The following is an 18,722-nucleotide window of genomic DNA, read 5'->3' as shown; positions in this document are numbered from 1 at the left end:
GGCGAGATGGCCGGGTTGGCACAACTACCGAATATCCGGGCTGGGTGGACAGCCGTCCCCGGCGCGGGCCCAGGCCCGTTTCACGACGAGCCCGCCCCTGCCGGGTGGGTGCCCGGCAGCGGCAGGTTTCGGGGCCACCGCACGTAAGCGCGACTCGCGAGCGGTGGTGCCGTCAGGTGGCGCGGAGGTCGGCCACCGTGACGCCCGGGGCGAGGGTGCCGTCGGTGACCCGCAAGGCGATGAGCGCGGGTACGCCTGCGGCCATCGCCCGTTCCAGCGCGGGGACGAACTCGGCCGTGCGCGTCACCGTCTCGCCGTGCCCGCCGTACGCGCGCACGAGCGCGGCGAAGTCGGGGTTGACCAGATCGGTGCCGCTGACGCGGCCGGGGTGGCGCTGCTCCTGGTGGGCGCGGATGGTGCCGTAGGTGCCGTTGTCGAGCACCAGGACCAGCGGGGCGACGCCCTGGGCGCGCGCCGTCGCCAGCTCCTGGCCGTTCATGAGGAAGCAGCCGTCGCCCGCGATCGAGACGACCGGTCGCTGCGGGTGCGCGATCGCGGCCGCGACGGCGGCCGGCACCCCGTATCCCATCGAGCCGTTGCGCGGCGCGAGCTGCGAGGGGTAGCCGTGCCGGCTCAGGAAGCGGCTCGGCCATGCGCAGTGGTTGCCGGCGCCCCAGGTCACGATCGCATCGTCGGGGAGGTGATCACGCAGCTGCCCGAACACCTCGTCCAGGTCCAGGTCCGCGCCGCGGCCACGGGGCACGCGCCACTCCTCGTGCGCCTTGCGCAACAACCGGGTGCGCTCGGCCCAGCCGGGGTCCTCGGGAGCGGCGAGGTCGTCGAGGGCAGCGGTGAACGCCGGTGCGGTGGCGACGATCCGCAGCGCGTCCGGGTGGGCGCTCCCGCGGGCCTCGGCGTCGGGCAGCACGGTCACGAGCCGGGCACCCGGAGCGTCGACCGGAAGCAGTTCCCAGCCGTCGGTGACGACGTCGCCCAGCGGGGAGCCGATCCCGATGACCAGGTCCGCCTCGCGCAGGGCGCTGGTCAGCTCGGCGGGGCGCCCGAACCCCATGCACCCGACGTAGGAGGGCGAGTCGTGGTCGATCAGGTCCAGCGCGTTGAACTCCACGGCGACGGGGAGCGCGAAGCGTTCGGCCCAGCGTCGGGCCTGGTCGGCGGCAGCCGGGCTCCAGCCGACCCCGCCGAGCACGACGAGCGGGCGCGTGGCGTCGCGCACCAGGCCGGCGAACCGCGCCATCGTCGCCGGCGCGGGAACCGGCTCGGTGACCTCGACCGGTGCCACGGGCCCGACGGCGGCCCGCTCGCGCAGCACGTCCTCGGGCAGCCCGACGACCACCGGTCCCGGCCTGCCGGACCGGGCCGTCGCGAACGCTCCGGCCAGCAGCTCCGGCACGCGGGCGGCGTCGTCGACGCGGTGCACGGCCTTCGCCGTGGTGCCGAACCAGCCCTGCAGGTCGAACTCCTGGAACGCCTCCCGGCCGGTCTGCCCGCGCGGCACCAGGCCGACGAGCAGCACGAGCGGGGTGCTGTCCTGCCACGCGGTGTGCAGCGCCACGGCTGCGTTCGCCGCGCCCGGCCCGCGGGTCACCAGCGCGACGCCCACGGTGCCGGTGATGCGCGCGTACGCGTCGGCCATGTAGCCGGCGCCGCCCTCGTGCCGGCAGGTGACCAGGCGGATCCCGGAGCCGTGCAGCGCGTCGAGCACCTCGAGGTAGCTCTCACCCGGAACGCAGAAGGCGGTGTCCACCCCCTCGGAGCGCAGCTGGTCGACGACGAGTCGCCCGCCGGTCCGCCCGTCCGTCACACGCTCTCCTTCCGGTGGTCGGCGCCGATGACGCGCCGGGCGATGATCGACGCGACCAGCGAGATCACCGCGATCGCGAGCAGCAGGGACGCGGGTCCCCACGAGGCGCCGCCCGACCGGGAGGACACGAAGGTCGCGAGGGCGGGCATGAACCCGGCGATGACCCCCGAGATGTTCGCCGACAGCGCCAGCCCGCTGTACTGCAGCCGGGTCGGGAACAGCTGCGAGAGCAGCTCGCCGATCGGGCCGTAGGCGATCGTGGTCAGGCCGAGCTGGAGGACGAACCCGACGGCGATCAGCGCGGCGTTCCCGGTGTCGACGATGAAGAAGATCGGGAAGGCCATGAGGACGGAGAAGACGTACCCGATGATCACGGTGCGCGGCGAGCCGAGCCGTACCGCCATCCGCCCCGCCACGAAGAGGCCGACGACCTGCCCGAGCGCGCCGATCGTCAGCGCGTTGAGGATGAGCGACGCGGGCAGCTCCCGCACCCGTGTGGCGTAGCTGATCATGAACGTGGTGACGATGAAGAAACCCGCGTTGTTGAACAGGTAGGCGCCGACGCCCAGCGCCAGCCGACCGGGCGCCTTGAGCACCTCGATGACCGGCGCCCGCTCCGTCTTCGACGCCGCGGCCAGCGCGCGGAACGTCGGCGTCTCCTCGACGCGCCACCGCATCCAGAGGGCGACCGCGACGAGCACGATCGAGGCGACGTAGGGCAGCCGCCAGCCCCAGGCCAGGAAGTCCTCCCGCGGCAGCAGCGTCACGAGCGCGACGGCGCCGGTGGACAGCAGCGTGCCGGTGGGCGAGCCGATCTGCACCATCGAGGCGTAGAAGCCGCGCCGCCGGGCCGGCGCGTACTCGATGGCCAGCAGCGTGGCCCCGCCCCACTCGCCGCCGGTCGCGAAGCCCTGCACGGCGCGCAGCAGGGTCAGCAGGATCGGCGCGACGATCCCGGCCGACGCGTAGGTCGGCAGCGCGCCGATGAGCGTCGTCGCGATGCCCATCAGCCCGATCGTCACGACGAGGGCGACCCGCCGCCCGTACCGGTCGCCGATGTGCCCGAACACGACCGCGCCCACCGGCCGCGCGACGAAGCCCACGGCGAAGCTGAGGAACGCCGAGAGGGTGGACAGCACCGGGTCGTCGCCGGGGAAGAACAGCGGCGCGAACACGAGCGCGGCGGTGGTGCCGAAGAGGAAGAAGTCGTACCACTCCAGCGCCGTGCCGACGTAGGCGGCGGTGGCGATCTTGCGGACCTGCTGCTCCGTGGGACGAGCCGTCGCTTCCGTCATGTGCGTCTCCGCCCGGCCGGGGAACTGCGGGATTGGCCGGAGGGTAGGCGAGCGGACCGATGCCGGCCAATACTGGAAAGCGATAGATGCCATGCCGCCCAGGCATGCCGCCCGCGCATGCCGCCCGCACCTTGGAGCCTTACTGCTGTCCAGCGTGCCGAAAAGCAGCAGTACGGCTCCAAGGTGCGGATCGGTGCAGGAACGTCGCCAGCCGGCCGGCGAGGGTGGCGATCACCTCGGCGGCGTAGTGGTGCTGCTCCCACGCGACGTGCAGTGGCACTCCGAGGACAGAAGCCGGGTCGTCGACTTCGGCGAGGACCGGGACCGGGTGGGCGCCGTAGCGCGGGCCGTCGGTGACCACCGCGACCCCCTTGCCGGACGCCGCGATGGCCTGCGCGGTGCGCCCGTCGTCGCACTCCTCGACCGGGCCGTAGGCCAGCCCGCACCGCGCAACGGCCTCGTCGAGCACCCGCCTGCTCACCGCGGAGCTGCTGGGCAGCACCAGCGGTTCGGCGAGCAGTTCGGCGAGGCCCACGCGGGTCCGGCCGGCCTCGGCCCACGGGTGCCTCGCCGCGACGTGCGCCTGCAGTGGCACCGCCCCGAGCGGTTGTCGGGCGAAACCCGCCTCTCCCGGGGCGGGCGAGACGATCGCGTCGGCGCCGGCGCGCAGCGCGTCGTACAGCGCGAAGTGCGATTCCGGGCGCGTCAGCAGGAGCGGGTCTGTCGGGCCGAGCGTGGCGACGAAGGGCGCGACGAAGGCGCTGAGCGACGCGGGGGTCGCGGCGATCGTCAGCCGCCGGACGGTGCCGGCCGCGAGCGCGTCGGCCGCTGATGCGAGGTCCTCCGACTGCACGAGCAGGCGGCGGGCCATGCGGGCGAACTCCACCCCGGCCGGCGTGAGGCGCAGGGTGTTGTGGTGGCGGGAGAACAGCTGCAGGCCCACCTCCTTCTCCAGCGCGTGCACCTGGCGGCTCAGGGCGGGCTGGGCGATCAGCAGCCGGCGTGCCGCGGCGGTCACGGTGCCGGTGTCGACCACCGCGAGGAAGCAGCGCAGCCGGTGCAGGTTCACGGCCGCACCATGCCGCATCGGCATGGGCAGCCACCAGTTCTCGTAGTCGCGGGTCCGGACGGGCGTGCGTAGCGTCCCGACGATGCGGGTGGATGCGATCTACGAAGGTGGCAGGTTCGTCACGATGGACCCGGCGCGACCGCGGGCGCACCGGGTCGGCGTGCTCGGCGGACGCATCGTGGGGTTCGACGAGGAGCTGGAAGGGCTGGGCGCCGCCCGGACCGTCGACCTCGGGGGCGCCTGCGCCGTCCCCGGTTTCAACGACGCCCACCACCACCTGAGCATGCGGGGCCGCCGGCTGCGGGCGCTGGACCTGCGCTCGCACCTGGTGACCACGCTCGACGCGCTCTACGCCGCGGTCGCGCGGGCCGCCGACGCCCTGCCCCGGGACGCGTGGGTCCATGCGGGCGGCTACGACCAGAACAAGATCGGTGCGCATCCGCTCGCCGAGCGGCTCGACGAGGTGACCGGTGGGCGCCCGATCTGGATCGAGCACGTCTCGGGGCACATGGGCGTGGCCAACACCGAGGCGTTCGCGCGGGCGGGCTTCCCGGGCCGCGACGGCGTGCCCGACGTCGAGGGCGGGCACGTGGTGCGCGGCCCCGACGGGCGCCCGGCCGGGTTGCTGCAGGAGCGGGCGATGCCGCTGGTGCGGGGCGCGTTCGAACCCCTGCCGGTGGCCGAGATCGAGGCCAACATCGCCGAGGCATCCCGGGTGGCGCTGTCCGAGGGCCTGACCAGCGCGACCGAGCCCGGGATCGGCACCATCGACGGGCTCGGCAACAGCCCGCTCGACCTGCACGCGTTCCAGCGAGCCCGCGAGTCGGGCGCGCTCGGCGTGCGGATGACGCTGATGCCCTACGTCACCGCGCTGCACGCCGTCGCCGGCGAGGACGGGCTACGCGCGTTGGACCTGGGCCTGCGCAGCGGGTTCGGCGACGAGTGGCTCCGGATCGGACCGGTCAAGATCCTCACCGACGGCTCGCTCATCGGCCGCTCGGCCGCGATGACGTGCTGCTACGCCGGTGAGGACGACAACACCGGGTTCATGCTGTTCGACCCGCAGGAGTTGGCGCCACTGCTGGTGGGCGCGCACCGGGCGGGCTGGCAGGTGGCCGCGCACGCCATCGGCGACGCCGCGGTAGACCACGTGCTCGACGTGTACGAGCAGGCCCAGCGCGAGTACCCGCGGTCCGACACCCGCCACCGCATCGAGCACTTCGCCGTGGCCGACGACCGGCAGGTCGCCCGGGCGGCGGCGCTCGGCGTCGTCGCGGTGCCGCAGGGCCGGTTCATCACCGAGCTCGGCGACGGCATGCGCACCGCACTCGGCCCCGGGCGCAGCGAGCACTGCTACCGGATGCGCAGCCTCCTCGACGCCGGCATGGTCCTGCCCGGCAGCAGCGACGCGCCCGTCGTCGACGGGGCCCCGCTGCTCGGCATCCACGACATGGTCAACCGGCGCACCCGCTCGGGCCAGGACCTCGCGCCGGGGGAGCGCATCACCGCGGAGCATGCGCTGCGCGCCTACACCCACGGCTCGGCGTACGCGGTGCGCGAGGAGCACCGCAAGGGCACGCTCGCCGTCGGGGCGCTCGCCGACTTCACCGTGCTGTCCGACGACCTGCTCGCCGTCGACCCCGCGGGGATCGCCGGGATCGACGTGCTCGCGACCGTCGTGGGTGGCGAACTCGCCTACGAGCGCTCCGCGGGGTAGCCCGCGGATCTCCCGCCCACGCCGCGAGGCAGGTCGGACGACCCGCGAGTCGCGCTCGGCCGTCCGCGAGTCGGGGGCGGCCACACGCGAGTCGCGCCGTAGTTGTCCGCGAGTCGGGGGGTGGGTGCGCGGGAGTCGTGCCGTCGTTGTCCGCGAGTCGGGGTCCTGGTGTGGATGTGTCGCGGTGTCGAGCGTCGGGACGGGGAGCTCGCGAACGCTACGAGCGCTCCGCCGACCGGCTGTCGGGCCGGCGGGCCGCATCGACGGCGTGGCGGACGGCGTCGAGGTGGTCGGTGAGTTCGGGAAGGCGCAGCGGCACCAGCTCGGGTGCGGTGTCGGCGACCCAGCGACGGTGCGCTGCGTCCATCGTCGCGAGCGCGCGCTCGCCCGCAGCGGTCAGCATCAGCAGCTTCGCGCGCCGGTGCCGCGGGTTGTCGGTGTAGGTGGCCAGGCCGTCGGCCACGAGGAGGTCGGCCACCCGCTGCACGCCCTGGCGGGCGAGGCCGAGCCGCTCGCCGATGTCGGCGACCGTGCGCGGGCCTCCCGCGATCTGCTGCAGGCAGGTGCTGCGGGCGCGGCTCTGGTTCGCGCTGGCCGCGACGGCGTCGCCCACGTCGTGCAACGAGCGGTGCAGCGCCCCCACCGCCCGCATGAGGGCGAGGAACTCCTCCGCCCGGGCGTCCACGGCCTCCATCGTCGCATCCTCCCACCGCATCGCTTTGACAACACGTTGTCAATTGCCTAGCGTCTGGGTATGGCGCTGACGGCGGACGACATCGTGGCGATCCAGCAGCTCGTCGCTCTGCACGGGCACCTCGTGGACGCCCGCGAGCTGCACCGCCTCGACGAGCTGTTCGCGCCGGACGCCGTCTATGACGTCACGGCGATGGGACAGGGCACGATCCGCGGTGTTCCGGAGTTCCGCGCGGTGGCGGAGGCGTTCGCCGACGACGAGCGCAACCCCGTCGGGCATCACGTGACCAACGTCGTGGTCACCGAGGGCGTCGACGGCACCGCGCACGTCCGGTCGAAGGGCATCGGCGTCCTCCGCGACGGCCGGGCGGGCAGCGTCGTCTACGTCGACCGCGTCGCGCGCACCGACGGCGGCTGGCGGATCGCGGCCCGACAGGTGCTTCCGAGCACCGGGCACCGACCGACCGAGCCCACGGCTCACCCGCATCCAGACCGCGAGTCGCGGAGCGCAGGCCGATGATCGCCGGTTTGGCGCATTCCCGGCGACCTGTCGCCGCTTCTGCACCCATGCGATGATCTCGGTCGGAACCCGCGTTCATGATCGCCCGGTTGGTGCACGAACGGCGACATGTCGCCGGAGATGCACCGGGGCGATGATCTCCTGAAGGGCGGCCGCAGACACCGACACCCGCGGCGACCGGTGCTGACGACCGCCGCGCTGCTCGCGTCGCGGGACTCACGCCGCGATTCGCGGGGCTCATGTCGCGACTCGCGCGGGTCCGAGCGCGACTCGGACGCACGCAGGCCCCGACTCGCGGGAGTGCCGCGAGTCGGGGCCTGGAGGTGTGCGTGTTGCGGTGTCAGGCGTCAGGGTCGTCGGCGTCGTCGCGGGCCAGGAAGCTCGCGACGCGATCGACGGCGTCCTCGAAGGCGGGGTTGAGGTCGACGAACACGCGCAGCCGCTCGGCCAGCCACTCCACGCTGAGCTGCTCGTCACCGCGCCGTTCTGCGAGCTCTTCGATACCTCGGTCCGTGGCGTACACAGCTACTCTCCCAGGGCCTCGTCGATCAGGGCCGTCTGCTCCACCTCGTGCACCTTCCCCGAACCGGGGGCGGGGGCCGCCATCCGACGCCGCGAGACGCGCCGGAATCCGACGAGCCGCGGCAGCTTCGCCGGCAGCTCCAGGCCCATGAACGGCCACGCGCCCTGGTTGGCCGGCTCCTCCTGGACCCAGCGGATGTCCTCCGCGTTCGGGTAGCGCTCCAGCACGGCGGCGAGCTGGCGGTCCGGAACCGGGTACAGCTGCTCCACGCGGACGATCGCGGTGTTCTCGACGCCCCGCTTCTCCCGCGCGGCCGCGAGCTCGTAGTAGAGCTTGCCGTAGCAGAGCAGGACCTTGCGCACGTCGGACGCCGGACCGTCGTTGTCCCGGTACTGCGGGTCGTCGATGATCGGGCGGAAGCGGCCGCCGGTGAAATCGGCGAGCGGGCTGACGGCCTGCTTGGCCCGCAGCATCCACTTGGGCGTGAACACCACCAGCGGCCGGCGCACACCGTCCATCGCGTGCCGGCGCAGCAGGTGGAAGTAGTTGGCCGGCTCGGTGGGGATGGCCACGGTCATCGAGCCCTCGGCGCACAGCTGGAGGAAGCGCTCGATGCGGCCCGACGAGTGGTCCGGGCCCTGGCCCTCCAGGCCGTGCGGGAGCATCAGCGCGACGTCGGACATCTGGCCCCACTTGGCCTCACCGGACGAGATGAACTCGTCGATGATCGACTGAGCGCCGTTGACGAAGTCGCCGAACTGCGCTTCCCACGCCACGAACGCCTCGGGGTTGGCCACGGAGTAGCCGTACTCGAAGCCGACCGCGGCGAACTCCGAGAGCGCGGAGTCGTAGGGCAGGAACCGCTCCTGGTCCTGCGACAGGTTGCGCAGCGGGTAGTACTCCTCGCCGGTGCGCCGGTCGATCACCACGGAGTGGCGCTGCACGAACGTGCCGCGGCGGGTGTCCTGCCCGGACAATCGCACGAGCTTGCCGTCCATCACGAGCGAGCCGAGGGCGAGCAGCTCGCCGAACGCCCAGTCGATGTTGCCTTCGCGCGACATCTTCTCGCGCTTCTGCAGCACCGGGTTGACCCGCTGGTGCACGTTGAAGCCCTCGGGCAGCTCGACGTGCGCGTCGCCGATGCGGTGCACGACCTCCAGCGACACCGAGGTGTCGAGGTCGGTGGGCACCGACTGCTCCTTCTCCACCGACGGGCTCGGGGCCGGCGCGGTCTTCTCCAGCTCGCGGACCTCGTTGAAGACGTGCTCGAGCTGGTTGGAGAAGTCCTTGAGCGCGTGCTCGGCCTCCTCCATGGTGATGTCGCCACGGCCGATCAGCGACTCGGTGTAGATCTTCCGGACGCTGCGCTTGGCGTCGATGATGTCGTACATCGCCGGCTGCGTCATCGAGGGGTCGTCGCCCTCGTTGTGGCCGCGCCGCCGGTAGCAGATCATGTCGATCACGACGTCGTTGTTCCACCGCCGCCGGTACTCGACGGCCAGTTTGGCCACCCAGACGCAGGCCTCCGGGTCGTCGCCGTTCACGTGGAAGACCGGCGCGTCGATCATCTTCGCGACGTCGGTGGAGTACTGCGAGCTGCGCGAGTGCTCCGGCGCGGTGGTGAAGCCGACCTGGTTGTTGACGACGACGTGCACCGTGCCTCCGGTGCGGTAGCCGCGCAGCTTGGCGAGGTTCAGCGTCTCCGCGACGACGCCCTGGCCGGCGAACGCCGCGTCGCCGTGCATCATCAGCGGCAGGACGCTGAAGCCGCCTTCGCCCTTGTCGAGGAGGTCCTGCTTGGCGCGCACGATGCCCTCGAGCACCGGGTCGACGGCCTCCAGGTGCGACGGGTTGGACGCCAGCGACACGACCGTCTCGCCGTCGCCGAACATCCGGAAGTACTTGCCCTCGGCGCCCAGGTGGTACTTCACGTCACCGGAGCCGTGGGCCTGGCCCGGGTCGAGGTTGCCCTCGAACTCGCGGAAGATCTGGCTGATCGGCTTGCCGACGATGTTGGCGAGCACGTTGAGCCGGCCGCGGTGCGGCATGCCGATGACGACCTCGTCGAGCTCCTGCTCGGCGGCCTTGTCCAGCACGGCGTCCAGCAGCGGGATGACGGTCTCGCCGCCCTCGAGGGAGAACCGCTTCTGCCCGACGTACTTGGTCTGCAGGAACGTCTCGAACGCCTCGGCCGCGTTGAGCTTGGAGAGCACGTACTTCTGCTCGGCGGCGTTCGGCTTCTGGTGCGGCACCTCGATGCGCTCCTGCAGCCAGTCGCGCTGCTCGGGGTCGGCGATGTGCATGTACTCGGTGCCGATCGTGCGGCAGTAGGCGTCGCGCAGCACACCGAGCACGTCGCGCAGCTTCATGTGCTGCTTCCCGGCGAACCCACCGACCGCGAACTCGCGGTCGAGGTCCCACAGCGTCAGCCCGTGGGAGAGGATGTCCAGGTCGGGGTGGCGGCGCTGGCGGTAGTTGAGCGGGTCGGTGTCGGCCATGAGGTGCCCGCGCGTGCGGTGCGCGTCGATCACCTCGATCACGCGGGCGGTCTTGTCGACCGCGCCCTCGGGGATGTCCTTGACCCATCGCACGGGCTCGTAGGGCACCCGGAGCGAGCGGAAGATCTGGTCGTAGAACTGGTCCTCGCCCAGCAGCAGCGCGTGCACGCGGCGCAGGAAGTCGCCGGACTCGGCGCCCTGGATGATCCGGTGGTCGTAGGTCGAGGTCAGCGTGATGATCTTGCTGACGCCGAACTCGGACAGCCGCTCCTCGCTCGCGCCCTGGAACTCGGCCGGGTACTCCATCGCGCCGACGCCGATGATCGCGCCCTGGCCCTGCATCAGCCGCGGCACCGAGTGGTTGGTGCCCAGCGTGCCGGGGTTGGTGAGGCTGATGGTGGTGCCCGCGAAGTCCTCGGCCGCCAGGCTGCCCCCGCGAGCCTTGTGCACGATCGCCTCGTAGGCCGACCAGAACTGCGCGAAGTTCATCGTCTCGCAGCCCTTGATCGAGACGACGACGAGCGAGCGCTGCCCGTTCTTGCCCGGCAGGTCGATCGCGAGCCCGAGGTTGACGTGCTCGGGCTGCACCACGGTGGGCTTGCCGTCGTTCTCGGCGAAGTGGCGGTTCATGCCCGGGAAGTCGGCGAGGGCCTTGACGAGCGCGTAGCCGATCAGGTGCGTGAAGGAGATCTTCCCGCCGCGGGTGCGCTTGAGCTGGTTGTTGATGACGACGCGGTTGTCGGCGAGCAGCTTCGCCGGGACCGCGCGCACGCTCGTGGCCGTGGGCACGGTGAGCGAGGCGTTCATGTTCTTGACGACCGCGTTCGCGGCGCCCCGCAGCGGGGTGGAGGTGCCCGCGCCGTCGTCGCCGGACAGGCCCGCGGGCCGGGCGGCCTGCGAGGTGCTGCCGGCGGCCGGCTTGGACGGCGTGCCCCCGGTGGTCGTGGAGGTTGCCGCGCGGGCGGGAGCGCGACCGTTCGCGCCGGCCGCGGGCGGTGGGGTGAGCGCACTGCGGTCGGCGACCCGCGTGCGCTCGGTGGGCTCGGCTGCCTCGGCCGTGGGACGGGGGGCCGGCGCGGTGGGCGCCTGGGACGGAGCGGACGCGGCCACGGGGCGCTGCGCGGCCTGCTGCACGGACTGTGCCGCGTCACCGCGGGCGGCGGGACGTTCGGTCACGGAGTCGGTGGGGCGGTAGTCGGCGAAGAACTCGTGCCATGCCGGGTCGACGGTGCTCGGGTCGTCGAGGAATCGCTGGTACATCTCCTCGACGAGCCACTCGTTGGGGCCGAACTCGTCTGCCGGACTGGACGTACTGCTGCTGGACACGCTGAAGACCGCCTTGATCGGATCGCATCGTCATCGCCGAGGACTTCCTGCCAGGTTAGTCCTCACGATCCGGGGCCGGGTACCGCGCACGGGAGGCGCGCAGCTGCACCGGTTCAGGGGTCGGTTCAGGTGGCCGGGAGCTCACCGGCCGCGTCGACGACCGCCGTGCGCACCGCCGTGGTGCTGATCACGGTGCCTGCCGGCAGCCCGAAGCGGGAGTCGCTGCGCAGCGTGTCGCGCTCGCCGGCGAACTGGCCGTCCGACGGGTCGAGCAGCAGTTCGGTGCGCGTGCGCCCGGCGTCGTGGACGAGGGCCACGCACGCGTGCCCGTCGACGTTCACGGCCTCGTCGGCGAGGCGGACGCCCGGCAGCGCGGAGAGGGCGCGGAAGAACGCGGCCCGCAGCTCTGCGGGCACCAGAGCCGTGCGCAGGGCGGTGACGGCGGCGGCGAACGGCCCGAACCAGCTGCCCGGGTTGTCCTCGCGCAGGCGGCCGAGCAGCACCTCGGGGTCGCGCGGGAGCCGCTGCAGGAACTCGGGGGTGGGTGACTGCCAGCTGCCCCGCCGCGGTGGGCGGGGGCGAGCGCAGAACGCGTCGTCGAGGTCCATGCCCAGGTCGGCGTCGGGACCGGCGTCGAAGTCGCCGTACGGGGCCCGGAAGCGGCCGACGGGCGCGATGTCGCGCAGGTCGAACCCGTCGGCGCGGGCCTCCTCCGCCGAGCCGGCGAGCCAGCGTTGCGCGCCCGTCAGCTCGCGCTCGAGCACCCACTCGCGTTCCGGAAGGGCGGGCACCCACTGCCGCAGGCGGTGCTCGGTGAGGTGCTGGTGCGGGCCGAAGGTGCCAAGCCACCAGGCATGCGTCTCGACGTAGCGGTACTGGTGCGACGCCATCGGTCGGTCGGACACGGCGATGGCGGGGTCGGACACGCGCGCTCCTGCGGTCGGGGGTCGTCGGCATTGAGTGTGGCGCAGTCACTCAGCGTGATCGACTCGCCCCGGTGCTTCACGCGAACGCCACGCCCGCGTCGTGGCGGCATGGGCCGTGGTGGCGAGCACCACGGCCCACGTGATCGTCGGCTCGGTGCAGCAGCGGCCGGATCCGGCCGTGCGCGCACCGAAGCGCTGATCACCCGCGGTTGTGCGGCACACGCCGCGCTCTCCCGCGGTGCTAGGCGATCCACTCCTTGACCTGCGCGAGCAGCTTGGGGGCGTCCGAAGTGACCGGGTTGACGTGCAGGTGGGTCACCCCTACTTCCTGCAGCGCGGCGATCCGTTCCCGGACGTGCCCGGCCGGACCGATCAGCGTGACCCGGTCGATGAAGTCGTCGGGCAGGGCGGCGGCCGCCTCGTCCTTGCGTCCGTCGAGGTAGAGGTCCTGCACGCGCTTCGCGGCGTCCTCGTAGCCCTGGCGGGCGAAGACCGTGTTGTAGAAGTTGCGCCCGCGCGCGCCCATGCCACCGATGTAGAGCGCGTACATCCCGCGGGCGAGGTTGCGGGCCGGCTCGAACATCTCCTCCTCGAGCGCGAGGATCCCGCCGCCGGTGATCTGGAGCGGGCCGAGTTCGGGCGCGCGCTTGGCGAAGCCCGCGTCGAGGGCGGGCCCGAACACCTCGCGCATCTTCTCCGGGAGCAGCGCGTGCGGCAGCCACCCGTTGGCGAGCTCGGCCGTCATCTCCAGGTTCTTGTCGCCGAGGGCGGCGACCCAGATCGGGATGTCGGCCCGCTTCGGGTGGTTGATCAGCTTGAGCGGCTTGCCGAGGCCGGTGCCCTGGTCGGCGGGCAGCGGGATCGTGTAGAGCCCCTCGTGCGTCACCCGCTCGCGCCGCCACACCTTGCGGCAGATCTCGATGACCTCGCGGGTGCGGCCCACCGGCTTGTCGTAGGGCACGCCGTGGAAGCCCTCGATCACCTGCGGGCCGGACGCGCCGAGGCCGAGGATCGCGCGGCCACCGGACAGCGCGTCCAGCCCTGCGGCGCTCATCGCCGTGAGCGTGGGCGTGCGGCTGTAGATGGGCAGGATCCCGGAGCCGATCTGGACGCGCTCGGTGCGCGCGGCGAGGTAGCCCATCAGCGACACCGCGTCGTAGCTGTACGCCTCCGCGACCCAGACGACGTCGAGCCCCGCCTGCTCCATGGCGACCACGCTCTCCGCGTTGCGCACCGGGTCGTCGCCGTACTGGAGCTGGGTCGAGAGCAGCATGCCCGCAAGCCAACACAGGGGTTACCGGCGAGTCAAGTAAGCTATTCACAAGAAACCTTGCTAAAGAGTGCTTGCGAAAGATAGCTTGTTACCGTGACCGAGCACCGGCCCGAGCGCATCACCGATCCGAAGGCGCTGCGCGCGCTGTCGCACCCCACGCGGTGGAAGCTGATCGAGCTGCTGGGGTTGGAGCGCACCGCCACGGCCACGCGCTGCGCCGACTTCACCGGCGAGAGCGTCGCGAGCTGCTCCTACCACCTGAACATGCTGGCCAAGTACGGGTTCGTCGAGCAGGCGGGGGGCGGGACCGGTCGGGAGAAGCCGTGGAAGCTCGTGAAGTACGACCAGAGCTGGGAGACCGAGGGTCTGGAGCCGGAGGGGCAGCTCGCGGCCGAGGCGCTCACCGACGTCTTCCTCGACTACGAGAACAGCCGGATGAAGGACGCCGCCCGGCGGCAGGAGCGGGAGCCGCAGGAGTGGCGCCGCAACAGCCGCAAGAGGGCGTCCCTCACCTACCTGACCGTCGACGAGCTGGAGCAGGTGTCCCAGGAGCTCAGGGCGATCCTGGACCGCTACGGCAACCGGCTCGAGGACCCGGCCCGCCGGCCCGCCGGCTCCCGCGCGGTCCGGATGTTCTTCGCCACGTACTTCCCGCCGGGTTCCGGGGAGTGAGCATGGATCCGTACCTGTCCTGGTCCGCTCGCGACATCCACGGTCGCCGGCGGGCCGACGCCGAACACCACCGCCTCGTGCGCGCCTGCCGTCGCGGCCGGCGGCCGTCCCGCCTGGTGCGCCTCTACGCGCGCTTGTGGTGGGCCTCCCGGCCACGAGCCGCCACCTGGGCGCCAGGCCTGTTCGACGTGCCGGCGCGCAGCTGAGCCCACGCTCCACCGGCGCCGGACCGGTGATCACGCACGGTCCGCGCGAGATCGCTGGTCGGGTCCGTCAGCCGGCCGGTCGCAGGTGCTCGTCGAGGAACCGGAGCGTGCGTTCCCAGGCCGTGCGCGCGGCGGGCTCGTCATAGAGCGACGGGGCGTCCCAGTTGGAGAACGCGTGCCCGGCGTCGTAGCGGTGCAGGGTGACGTCGGGGAGGCCGGCGACCGCGCGCTCGACGTCGTCGATCTGCTCGGTGGGGATCCACGGGTCCCGTGCGCCGTAGTGGAACAGGACGGGGCACTCGATCCGATCGACCGACCCGAGCATGCCGTGGACCGCCGAGCCGTAGTAGGACACCACGGCGTCCGGACCCCGCCCGTCCACGCGTGCGCTGGTGGCGAGCATGTAGGCGAGCGCTCCGCCGAGGCAGAAGCCGATGCCGCCGACCGTGCCGTTGCACTCGGGCATCGCCCGCGCGTGCGCCATGGTGGCGGTGAGGTCGGCGGGCACGAGGCCGAAGTCGAGCTGCTGGATGCGGGCCATGCCGTCGGCGAGGCCGGACTCGTCCTTGCGCTCGAAGCGCGGCTCGATCCGCCAGAACACGTCCGGCGCGAGCGCCAGGTACCCGGCGTCCGCGAGCTGCTCGGCCAGCCCGCGGATGTTGTCGTTGACGCCGAACGCCTCCTGGAGGACCAGCACCGCCGGGGCCGGGGAGGTCTCGGGCAGGGCGCAGAACGCGTCGAAGTCGCCGTCAGGAGTCGTGATCGTCTCGTAGTGGGTGCGGGCCATTGGGCGCACCTTAGGCTGCGCCCGTGAGGTTCCGCGTCGTCCCGGCCGCCTACGTCCTCCTTTTCCGCGGCGCCGGGTCCGGTGTGGACGAGGACCGGGTGGAGGTGCTGTTGCAGCTGCGCCAGGGCACCGGGTACCGGGACGGGCACTGGGCCGCCGCGGCCGCGGGGCACGTCGAGGCCGACGAGTCGGTGCACGCGGCCGCGTGCCGAGAGGCGGCGGAGGAGATCGGGGTGCGGATCGATCCGGCCGACCTCGACCCGCTCACCACGATGCACCGCACCCACGCCAACCACGACCCGATCGACGAGCGGGTCGACTTCTTCTTCGGCTGCCGCCGCTGGACGGGCGAGCCGCGGTTGCTGGAGGCGGCGAAGGCGGCCGGGCTGGAGTGGTTCCCGCTCGCGGCGCTCCCGGAGCCGGTGGTGCCCCACGAGCGGTACGTGCTCGACGCGCTGCGGGCCGGCACCCTGCCGACGATCACGACGTACGGTTTCGCGCCCGGCTGACCCGTGCGAGGCACCGTGGGAACGCGGGGGGAACGGCGGGTGACGTCCGCACGAACGGCGTGGCTCGGACCGGTGGCGCCCAGGGACCCGGCGGGGTGGTGGTGCACCCGCCTGGCTACGGTGACGATCCCCACCCCCGTGCACCACGAGTCGCGACGACCGCTCCCCGGAGTCCCCCATGAGCTCTCCCCTGCAGGTCCCTCGGATGCGCGCCGCCGCGCGACGGGTCAAGGCGGGTGGCGAACGCTTCCTCGGCGGCGTGCTGCCCGGAGCGTCTGCCCGCAGGCTGCAGATCCGTGCCTTCGCCGACGATTGGGCCGCCGCCAACCTGGACGCCCGCCAGACCACCGGTCCGCTGTGGATCGTCCTCGGGGACTCCGCTGCCCAGGGCATCGGTGCCACCCGCCGCGACGCCGGCTACGTGGGCGTGGTGCACGAGCTGCTGCGCCACCGCGACGCATGGCGGGTGATCAACCTCTCCCGGGCGGGCGCCGGCGCCGCCGACGTCCTGGCCCACCAGCTGCCCGAGCTCGTCGCGCTGGCCGGTGAGCAGCCCGCAGCGCTGGTCAGCTGCATCGTCGGTGCCGAGGACATCGCCCGCCGCGTGCCCGGCGCGGACGTCACGCTGCGGCAGGTGCTCTCCGCGCTGCCGTCCGGTGCGGTCGTCGGCACGTTCGCGCGCGGCGCCCGAGGTGGCCCCGCCGCCGCGCTCGACGCCGTCACCCGCGAGGAAGCGGCGAAGCACCGGCTGCGGGTGGCGGAGCTGCCCCCGCGGTTCGGCCCCGGCGGTCGTGGCCGCGGTGGTGCGCTGCTCGGCGACGTCGAGCACGCCGCCTGGGCTCGCGCCGTCATCGCCGCCATCGACGGTCCGCCCGCCGAGGTCGCGCCGTCCACCGATCCCGAGCTCCCGGTGGTGCCGGCTGCCGCAGCGAAGGCCGCCCCGTCGAAGGCCGCGCCGTCGAAGCCGGCGTCGTCGACGGCGACCGCGGCTTCGTCCGAGTCGGCCCCGTCCGAGTCGGCCCCGTCGAAGCCGGCGTCGAAGCCGGCCTCGACCGAGCCGGCCGAGGACTGATCCAGGGACCGAGTGGACGACCGGAGCGGCCGCGTCACCGTTCGCGAGCTGAGCAAGCGGTTCGGTGCCATCGACGCGGTCGATGCGCTGACCTTCACCGTGGAACCGGGAGCGGTCACCGGCTTCCTCGGGCCGAACGGGTCCGGGAAGACCACGACGCTCCGCATGGTCCTGGGGCTCGTCACACCCACGGCGGGTGAGGCGCGGATCAACGGGCTGCGCTTCGCCGAGCTCGGGGCGCCGGCCCGCGTGGTGGGCGCCGTGCTGGAGGCCCAGGGCTTCCACCCGGCCCGCACCGCGCACGCCCACCTCCTCGCCTGCGCGGCGGCGATCGGCGTGCCGGACGCCGCCGCCGAGCACGCGCTGGGCACCGTCGGCCTGGGGGACGCCGGCGGTCGACCGGTGGGCGAGTACTCGCTGGGCATGCGCCAGCGGCTCGCGCTGGCCGTCGCGCTGCTCGGGGACCCGCAGGTGCTGCTCCTCGACGAGCCGGGCAACGGCCTCGACCCCGAGGGCATCGCGTGGTTGCGCGAGTTCCTGCGGGCGTTCGCCGCGCAGGGACGCAGCGTGCTGGTGTCGAGCCACCTGCTCGGCGAGGTGGAGCAGACCGCCGACCACCTCGTCGTGATCAGCCGTGGCCGCTGCGTCTACCAGGGCTCGCTCGCGCAGCTGCAGCAGTCGCGCCGCGCTCGCGTGCTGGTGCACTGCGCCGATCCCGCGCAGCTCGCGAACGCGCTCGCCCGCACCGGGGTGCTGGAGATCGACACGCTCGCCGACGGCCGGCTGGGGATCGCCGGCGCCGACCCCGTGCACGTCGGCGACGTCGCGCTGGGGGCAGGAGTCGCGATCTACGGGATGGTGCACGAGAAGATCGAGCTGGAGCAGTTGTTCTTCCAGCTCACCGCCGAGCCGTGGGGAACGCGGTGACGGCGGCCGCGATCCGGGCGGAGCTCCGCAAGGTCGTGTCGACGAGGCTGTGGTGGGGCCTGCTGATCCCGGTCGTCGCGCTGTCGAGCGTGATCAACCTCTTCGGCGGGGTGTTCACCGCGGCGTTCCCCGAGGCGGGTGCGCTGCCCCTGCTGCTCGGCTCGCTCGCCTACGCCCTCGGGCTGACGACGGTGTTCGCCGCGGTGCAGGGCGTCGTCGCAGCTGCGGGGGAGCACCGTCACCGCACCATCACCACGACCTACCTCACGACGCGCGGCCGCACGCAGGTGCTGCTGGCCAAGATGGTGGTCAGCGCCGGGGTCGGTGCGGGTTACGCCGCGATCGCCGTGCTCGTGGGCGTCCTCGCCGGCTTCGTGGCCGATCCGAGCGCGTCGTTCCCCGGTGCCGGGCCGGTGCTCGCCACCGCGGCGATCGGCCTCGTCGTGGCCGCGCTGTGGGGCGCGCTGGGCGCGGCGCTGGGCACGGCCGTGATCAACCAGGTCGGGGCGCTCGTCGCCGTGTTGCTGTACCTGATGGTCGGTGAGCTGCTCCTCGGCGCGCTGCTCGGCTCCTCCGACTCCGCCACCGTGCGCGCCATCGCGTCCTACCTCCCGGGCAACGCGGGGGAGGTGGCGATCTACACGATCCCCGCGCACGAGATCGCCGGGCCGGTGACGGCGCCGCAGGTCGTGGAGATCCTGGCCGCCGTCAGCGCGCCACCGTCGTGGGCGGTGGCGCTGCTGGTGCTCGCGGCCTGGACGGGCGCGGTGGGCGCGGTGGGCGCGCTCGTCGGCGGCCACCGCGACATCACCTGAGGGGGCAGCCCCCAGCCCGCGAGTCGGGGTGTGGGCGTAGGTGAGTCGCGGCGCCCGCGGGAGCGTCGG

At 73.0% G+C, this 18,722-nt stretch carries 17 protein-coding genes; 8 read left to right on the top strand and 9 right to left on the bottom strand.

What is annotated here, in order from left to right; all coding sequences use genetic code 11:
• Positions 1-172 precede the first annotated feature (172 nt).
• From CFP66_RS13795 to CFP66_RS13785, 3 genes are all read right to left on the bottom strand, one after another.
• Positions 173-1,825, bottom strand: a complete 1,653-nt coding sequence (locus tag CFP66_RS13795) for a thiamine pyrophosphate-binding protein (protein WP_094923688.1) — start codon at positions 1,823-1,825, stop codon at positions 173-175.
• Positions 1,822-3,120, bottom strand: coding sequence for an MFS transporter (locus CFP66_RS13790; protein WP_094923686.1), 1,299 nt, complete (start codon positions 3,118-3,120; stop codon positions 1,822-1,824). The genes CFP66_RS13795 and CFP66_RS13790 overlap by 4 nt, the downstream gene beginning before the upstream one ends.
• A 139-nt stretch (positions 3,121-3,259) precedes the next feature.
• Positions 3,260-4,189 carry a LysR family transcriptional regulator gene (locus CFP66_RS13785; RefSeq protein WP_158228094.1) on the bottom strand — a complete coding sequence of 310 codons (930 nt, stop codon included), beginning with the start codon at positions 4,187-4,189 and terminating at the stop codon, positions 3,260-3,262.
• Positions 4,190-4,271: 82 nt separating this feature from the next.
• On the opposite strand from CFP66_RS13785, the gene CFP66_RS13780 reads away from it, so the two are divergent.
• On the top strand, positions 4,272-5,906 hold the full coding sequence (locus tag CFP66_RS13780; RefSeq protein ID WP_094923681.1) for an amidohydrolase: 1,635 nt from the start codon (positions 4,272-4,274) through the stop codon (positions 5,904-5,906).
• Positions 5,907-6,123: 217 nt separating this feature from the next.
• Here CFP66_RS13780 and CFP66_RS13775 read toward each other — a convergent pair whose 3' ends face one another.
• Positions 6,124-6,600, bottom strand: coding sequence for a MarR family winged helix-turn-helix transcriptional regulator (locus CFP66_RS13775; RefSeq protein ID WP_094923679.1), 477 nt, complete (start codon positions 6,598-6,600; stop codon positions 6,124-6,126).
• A 60-nt stretch (positions 6,601-6,660) separates the two neighbouring features.
• On the opposite strand from CFP66_RS13775, the gene CFP66_RS13770 reads away from it, so the two are divergent.
• On the top strand, positions 6,661-7,119 hold the full coding sequence (locus tag CFP66_RS13770) for a nuclear transport factor 2 family protein (RefSeq protein WP_094923677.1): 459 nt from the start codon (positions 6,661-6,663) through the stop codon (positions 7,117-7,119).
• A gap of 340 nt (positions 7,120-7,459) precedes the next feature.
• Here CFP66_RS13770 and CFP66_RS13765 read toward each other — a convergent pair whose 3' ends face one another.
• The 4 genes from CFP66_RS13765 to CFP66_RS13750 all read right to left on the bottom strand — a co-directional run bounded on the left by CFP66_RS13765 (position 7,460) and on the right by CFP66_RS13750 (position 13,665).
• Positions 7,460-7,642, bottom strand: a complete 183-nt coding sequence (locus CFP66_RS13765) for a DUF6104 family protein (protein WP_094923675.1) — start codon at positions 7,640-7,642, stop codon at positions 7,460-7,462.
• Between the two features lie 2 nt (positions 7,643-7,644).
• On the bottom strand, positions 7,645-11,400 hold the full coding sequence (locus CFP66_RS13760; protein WP_233159415.1) for a multifunctional oxoglutarate decarboxylase/oxoglutarate dehydrogenase thiamine pyrophosphate-binding subunit/dihydrolipoyllysine-residue succinyltransferase subunit: 3,756 nt from the start codon (positions 11,398-11,400) through the stop codon (positions 7,645-7,647).
• A 191-nt stretch (positions 11,401-11,591) separates the two neighbouring features.
• Positions 11,592-12,392 (bottom strand): hypothetical protein, encoded by an 801-nt coding sequence (locus CFP66_RS13755; protein ID WP_094923671.1) that lies wholly within the window; start codon positions 12,390-12,392, stop codon positions 11,592-11,594.
• A gap of 241 nt (positions 12,393-12,633) precedes the next feature.
• Positions 12,634-13,665, bottom strand: a complete 1,032-nt coding sequence (locus CFP66_RS13750) for an LLM class F420-dependent oxidoreductase (RefSeq protein WP_094923668.1) — start codon at positions 13,663-13,665, stop codon at positions 12,634-12,636.
• Between the two features lie 93 nt (positions 13,666-13,758).
• On the opposite strand from CFP66_RS13750, the gene CFP66_RS13745 reads away from it, so the two are divergent.
• Both CFP66_RS13745 and CFP66_RS13740 read left to right on the top strand, forming a co-directional pair.
• Entirely contained in the window at positions 13,759-14,337 is a 579-nt protein-coding gene (locus CFP66_RS13745) for a helix-turn-helix domain-containing protein (protein WP_094923666.1), read from the top strand.
• A 2-nt stretch (positions 14,338-14,339) separates the two neighbouring features.
• Positions 14,340-14,543, top strand: coding sequence for a hypothetical protein (locus CFP66_RS13740; RefSeq protein ID WP_094923663.1), 204 nt, complete (start codon positions 14,340-14,342; stop codon positions 14,541-14,543).
• 67 nt (positions 14,544-14,610) lie between these two features.
• Here CFP66_RS13740 and CFP66_RS13735 read toward each other — a convergent pair whose 3' ends face one another.
• A complete protein-coding gene (locus CFP66_RS13735) occupies positions 14,611-15,330 on the bottom strand; it encodes a dienelactone hydrolase family protein (protein ID WP_094923661.1) in 720 nt (239 codons plus the stop codon).
• Positions 15,331-15,353: 23 nt separating this feature from the next.
• Between CFP66_RS13735 and CFP66_RS13730 the strand changes: the two genes are divergently transcribed.
• The 4 genes from CFP66_RS13730 to CFP66_RS13715 all read left to right on the top strand — a co-directional run bounded on the left by CFP66_RS13730 (position 15,354) and on the right by CFP66_RS13715 (position 18,653).
• The gene (locus tag CFP66_RS13730; protein WP_094923659.1) at positions 15,354-15,839 is read left to right on the top strand and encodes an NUDIX domain-containing protein; all 486 of its coding nucleotides are present in this window, start codon (positions 15,354-15,356) and stop codon (positions 15,837-15,839) included.
• Between the two features lie 178 nt (positions 15,840-16,017).
• Positions 16,018-16,911, top strand: a complete 894-nt coding sequence (locus CFP66_RS13725; protein ID WP_143517251.1) for an SGNH/GDSL hydrolase family protein — start codon at positions 16,018-16,020, stop codon at positions 16,909-16,911.
• A 12-nt stretch (positions 16,912-16,923) separates the two neighbouring features.
• Positions 16,924-17,838 (top strand): ATP-binding cassette domain-containing protein, encoded by a 915-nt coding sequence (locus tag CFP66_RS13720; protein ID WP_094923655.1) that lies wholly within the window; start codon positions 16,924-16,926, stop codon positions 17,836-17,838.
• Entirely contained in the window at positions 17,823-18,653 is an 831-nt protein-coding gene (locus CFP66_RS13715) for a hypothetical protein (protein WP_094923652.1), read from the top strand. The genes CFP66_RS13720 and CFP66_RS13715 overlap by 16 nt, the downstream gene beginning before the upstream one ends.
• Positions 18,654-18,722 lie beyond the last annotated feature (69 nt).

It is taken from the genome of Pseudonocardia sp. MH-G8, from assembly GCF_002262885.1.
Lineage (GTDB): Bacteria > Actinomycetota > Actinomycetes > Mycobacteriales > Pseudonocardiaceae > Pseudonocardia.
The sequence above is the reverse complement of the archived record's forward strand: the minus strand, read 5'-3'. Positions and strand labels throughout refer to the sequence as shown.

What these genes read in the sequence shown, in the direction of transcription:
- CFP66_RS13735 (WP_094923661.1), bottom strand. Translation starts at nt 15,330, where the DNA reads ATGGCCCGCACCCACTACGAGACGATCACGACTCCTGACGGCGACTTC.
- CFP66_RS13750 (WP_094923668.1), bottom strand. Translation starts at nt 13,665, where the DNA reads ATGCTGCTCTCGACCCAGCTCCAGTACGGCGACGACCCGGTGCGCAAC.
- CFP66_RS13790 (WP_094923686.1), bottom strand. Translation starts at nt 3,120, where the DNA reads ATGACGGAAGCGACGGCTCGTCCCACGGAGCAGCAGGTCCGCAAGATC.
- CFP66_RS13780 (WP_094923681.1), top strand. Translation starts at nt 4,272, where the DNA reads ATGCGGGTGGATGCGATCTACGAAGGTGGCAGGTTCGTCACGATGGAC.
- CFP66_RS13725 (WP_143517251.1), top strand. Translation starts at nt 16,018, where the DNA reads ATGAGCTCTCCCCTGCAGGTCCCTCGGATGCGCGCCGCCGCGCGACGG.
- CFP66_RS13740 (WP_094923663.1), top strand. Translation starts at nt 14,340, where the DNA reads ATGGATCCGTACCTGTCCTGGTCCGCTCGCGACATCCACGGTCGCCGG.
- CFP66_RS13770 (WP_094923677.1), top strand. Translation starts at nt 6,661, where the DNA reads ATGGCGCTGACGGCGGACGACATCGTGGCGATCCAGCAGCTCGTCGCT.
- CFP66_RS13775 (WP_094923679.1), bottom strand. Translation starts at nt 6,600, where the DNA reads ATGGAGGCCGTGGACGCCCGGGCGGAGGAGTTCCTCGCCCTCATGCGG.
- CFP66_RS13760 (WP_233159415.1), bottom strand. Translation starts at nt 11,400, where the DNA reads ATGTACCAGCGATTCCTCGACGACCCGAGCACCGTCGACCCGGCATGG.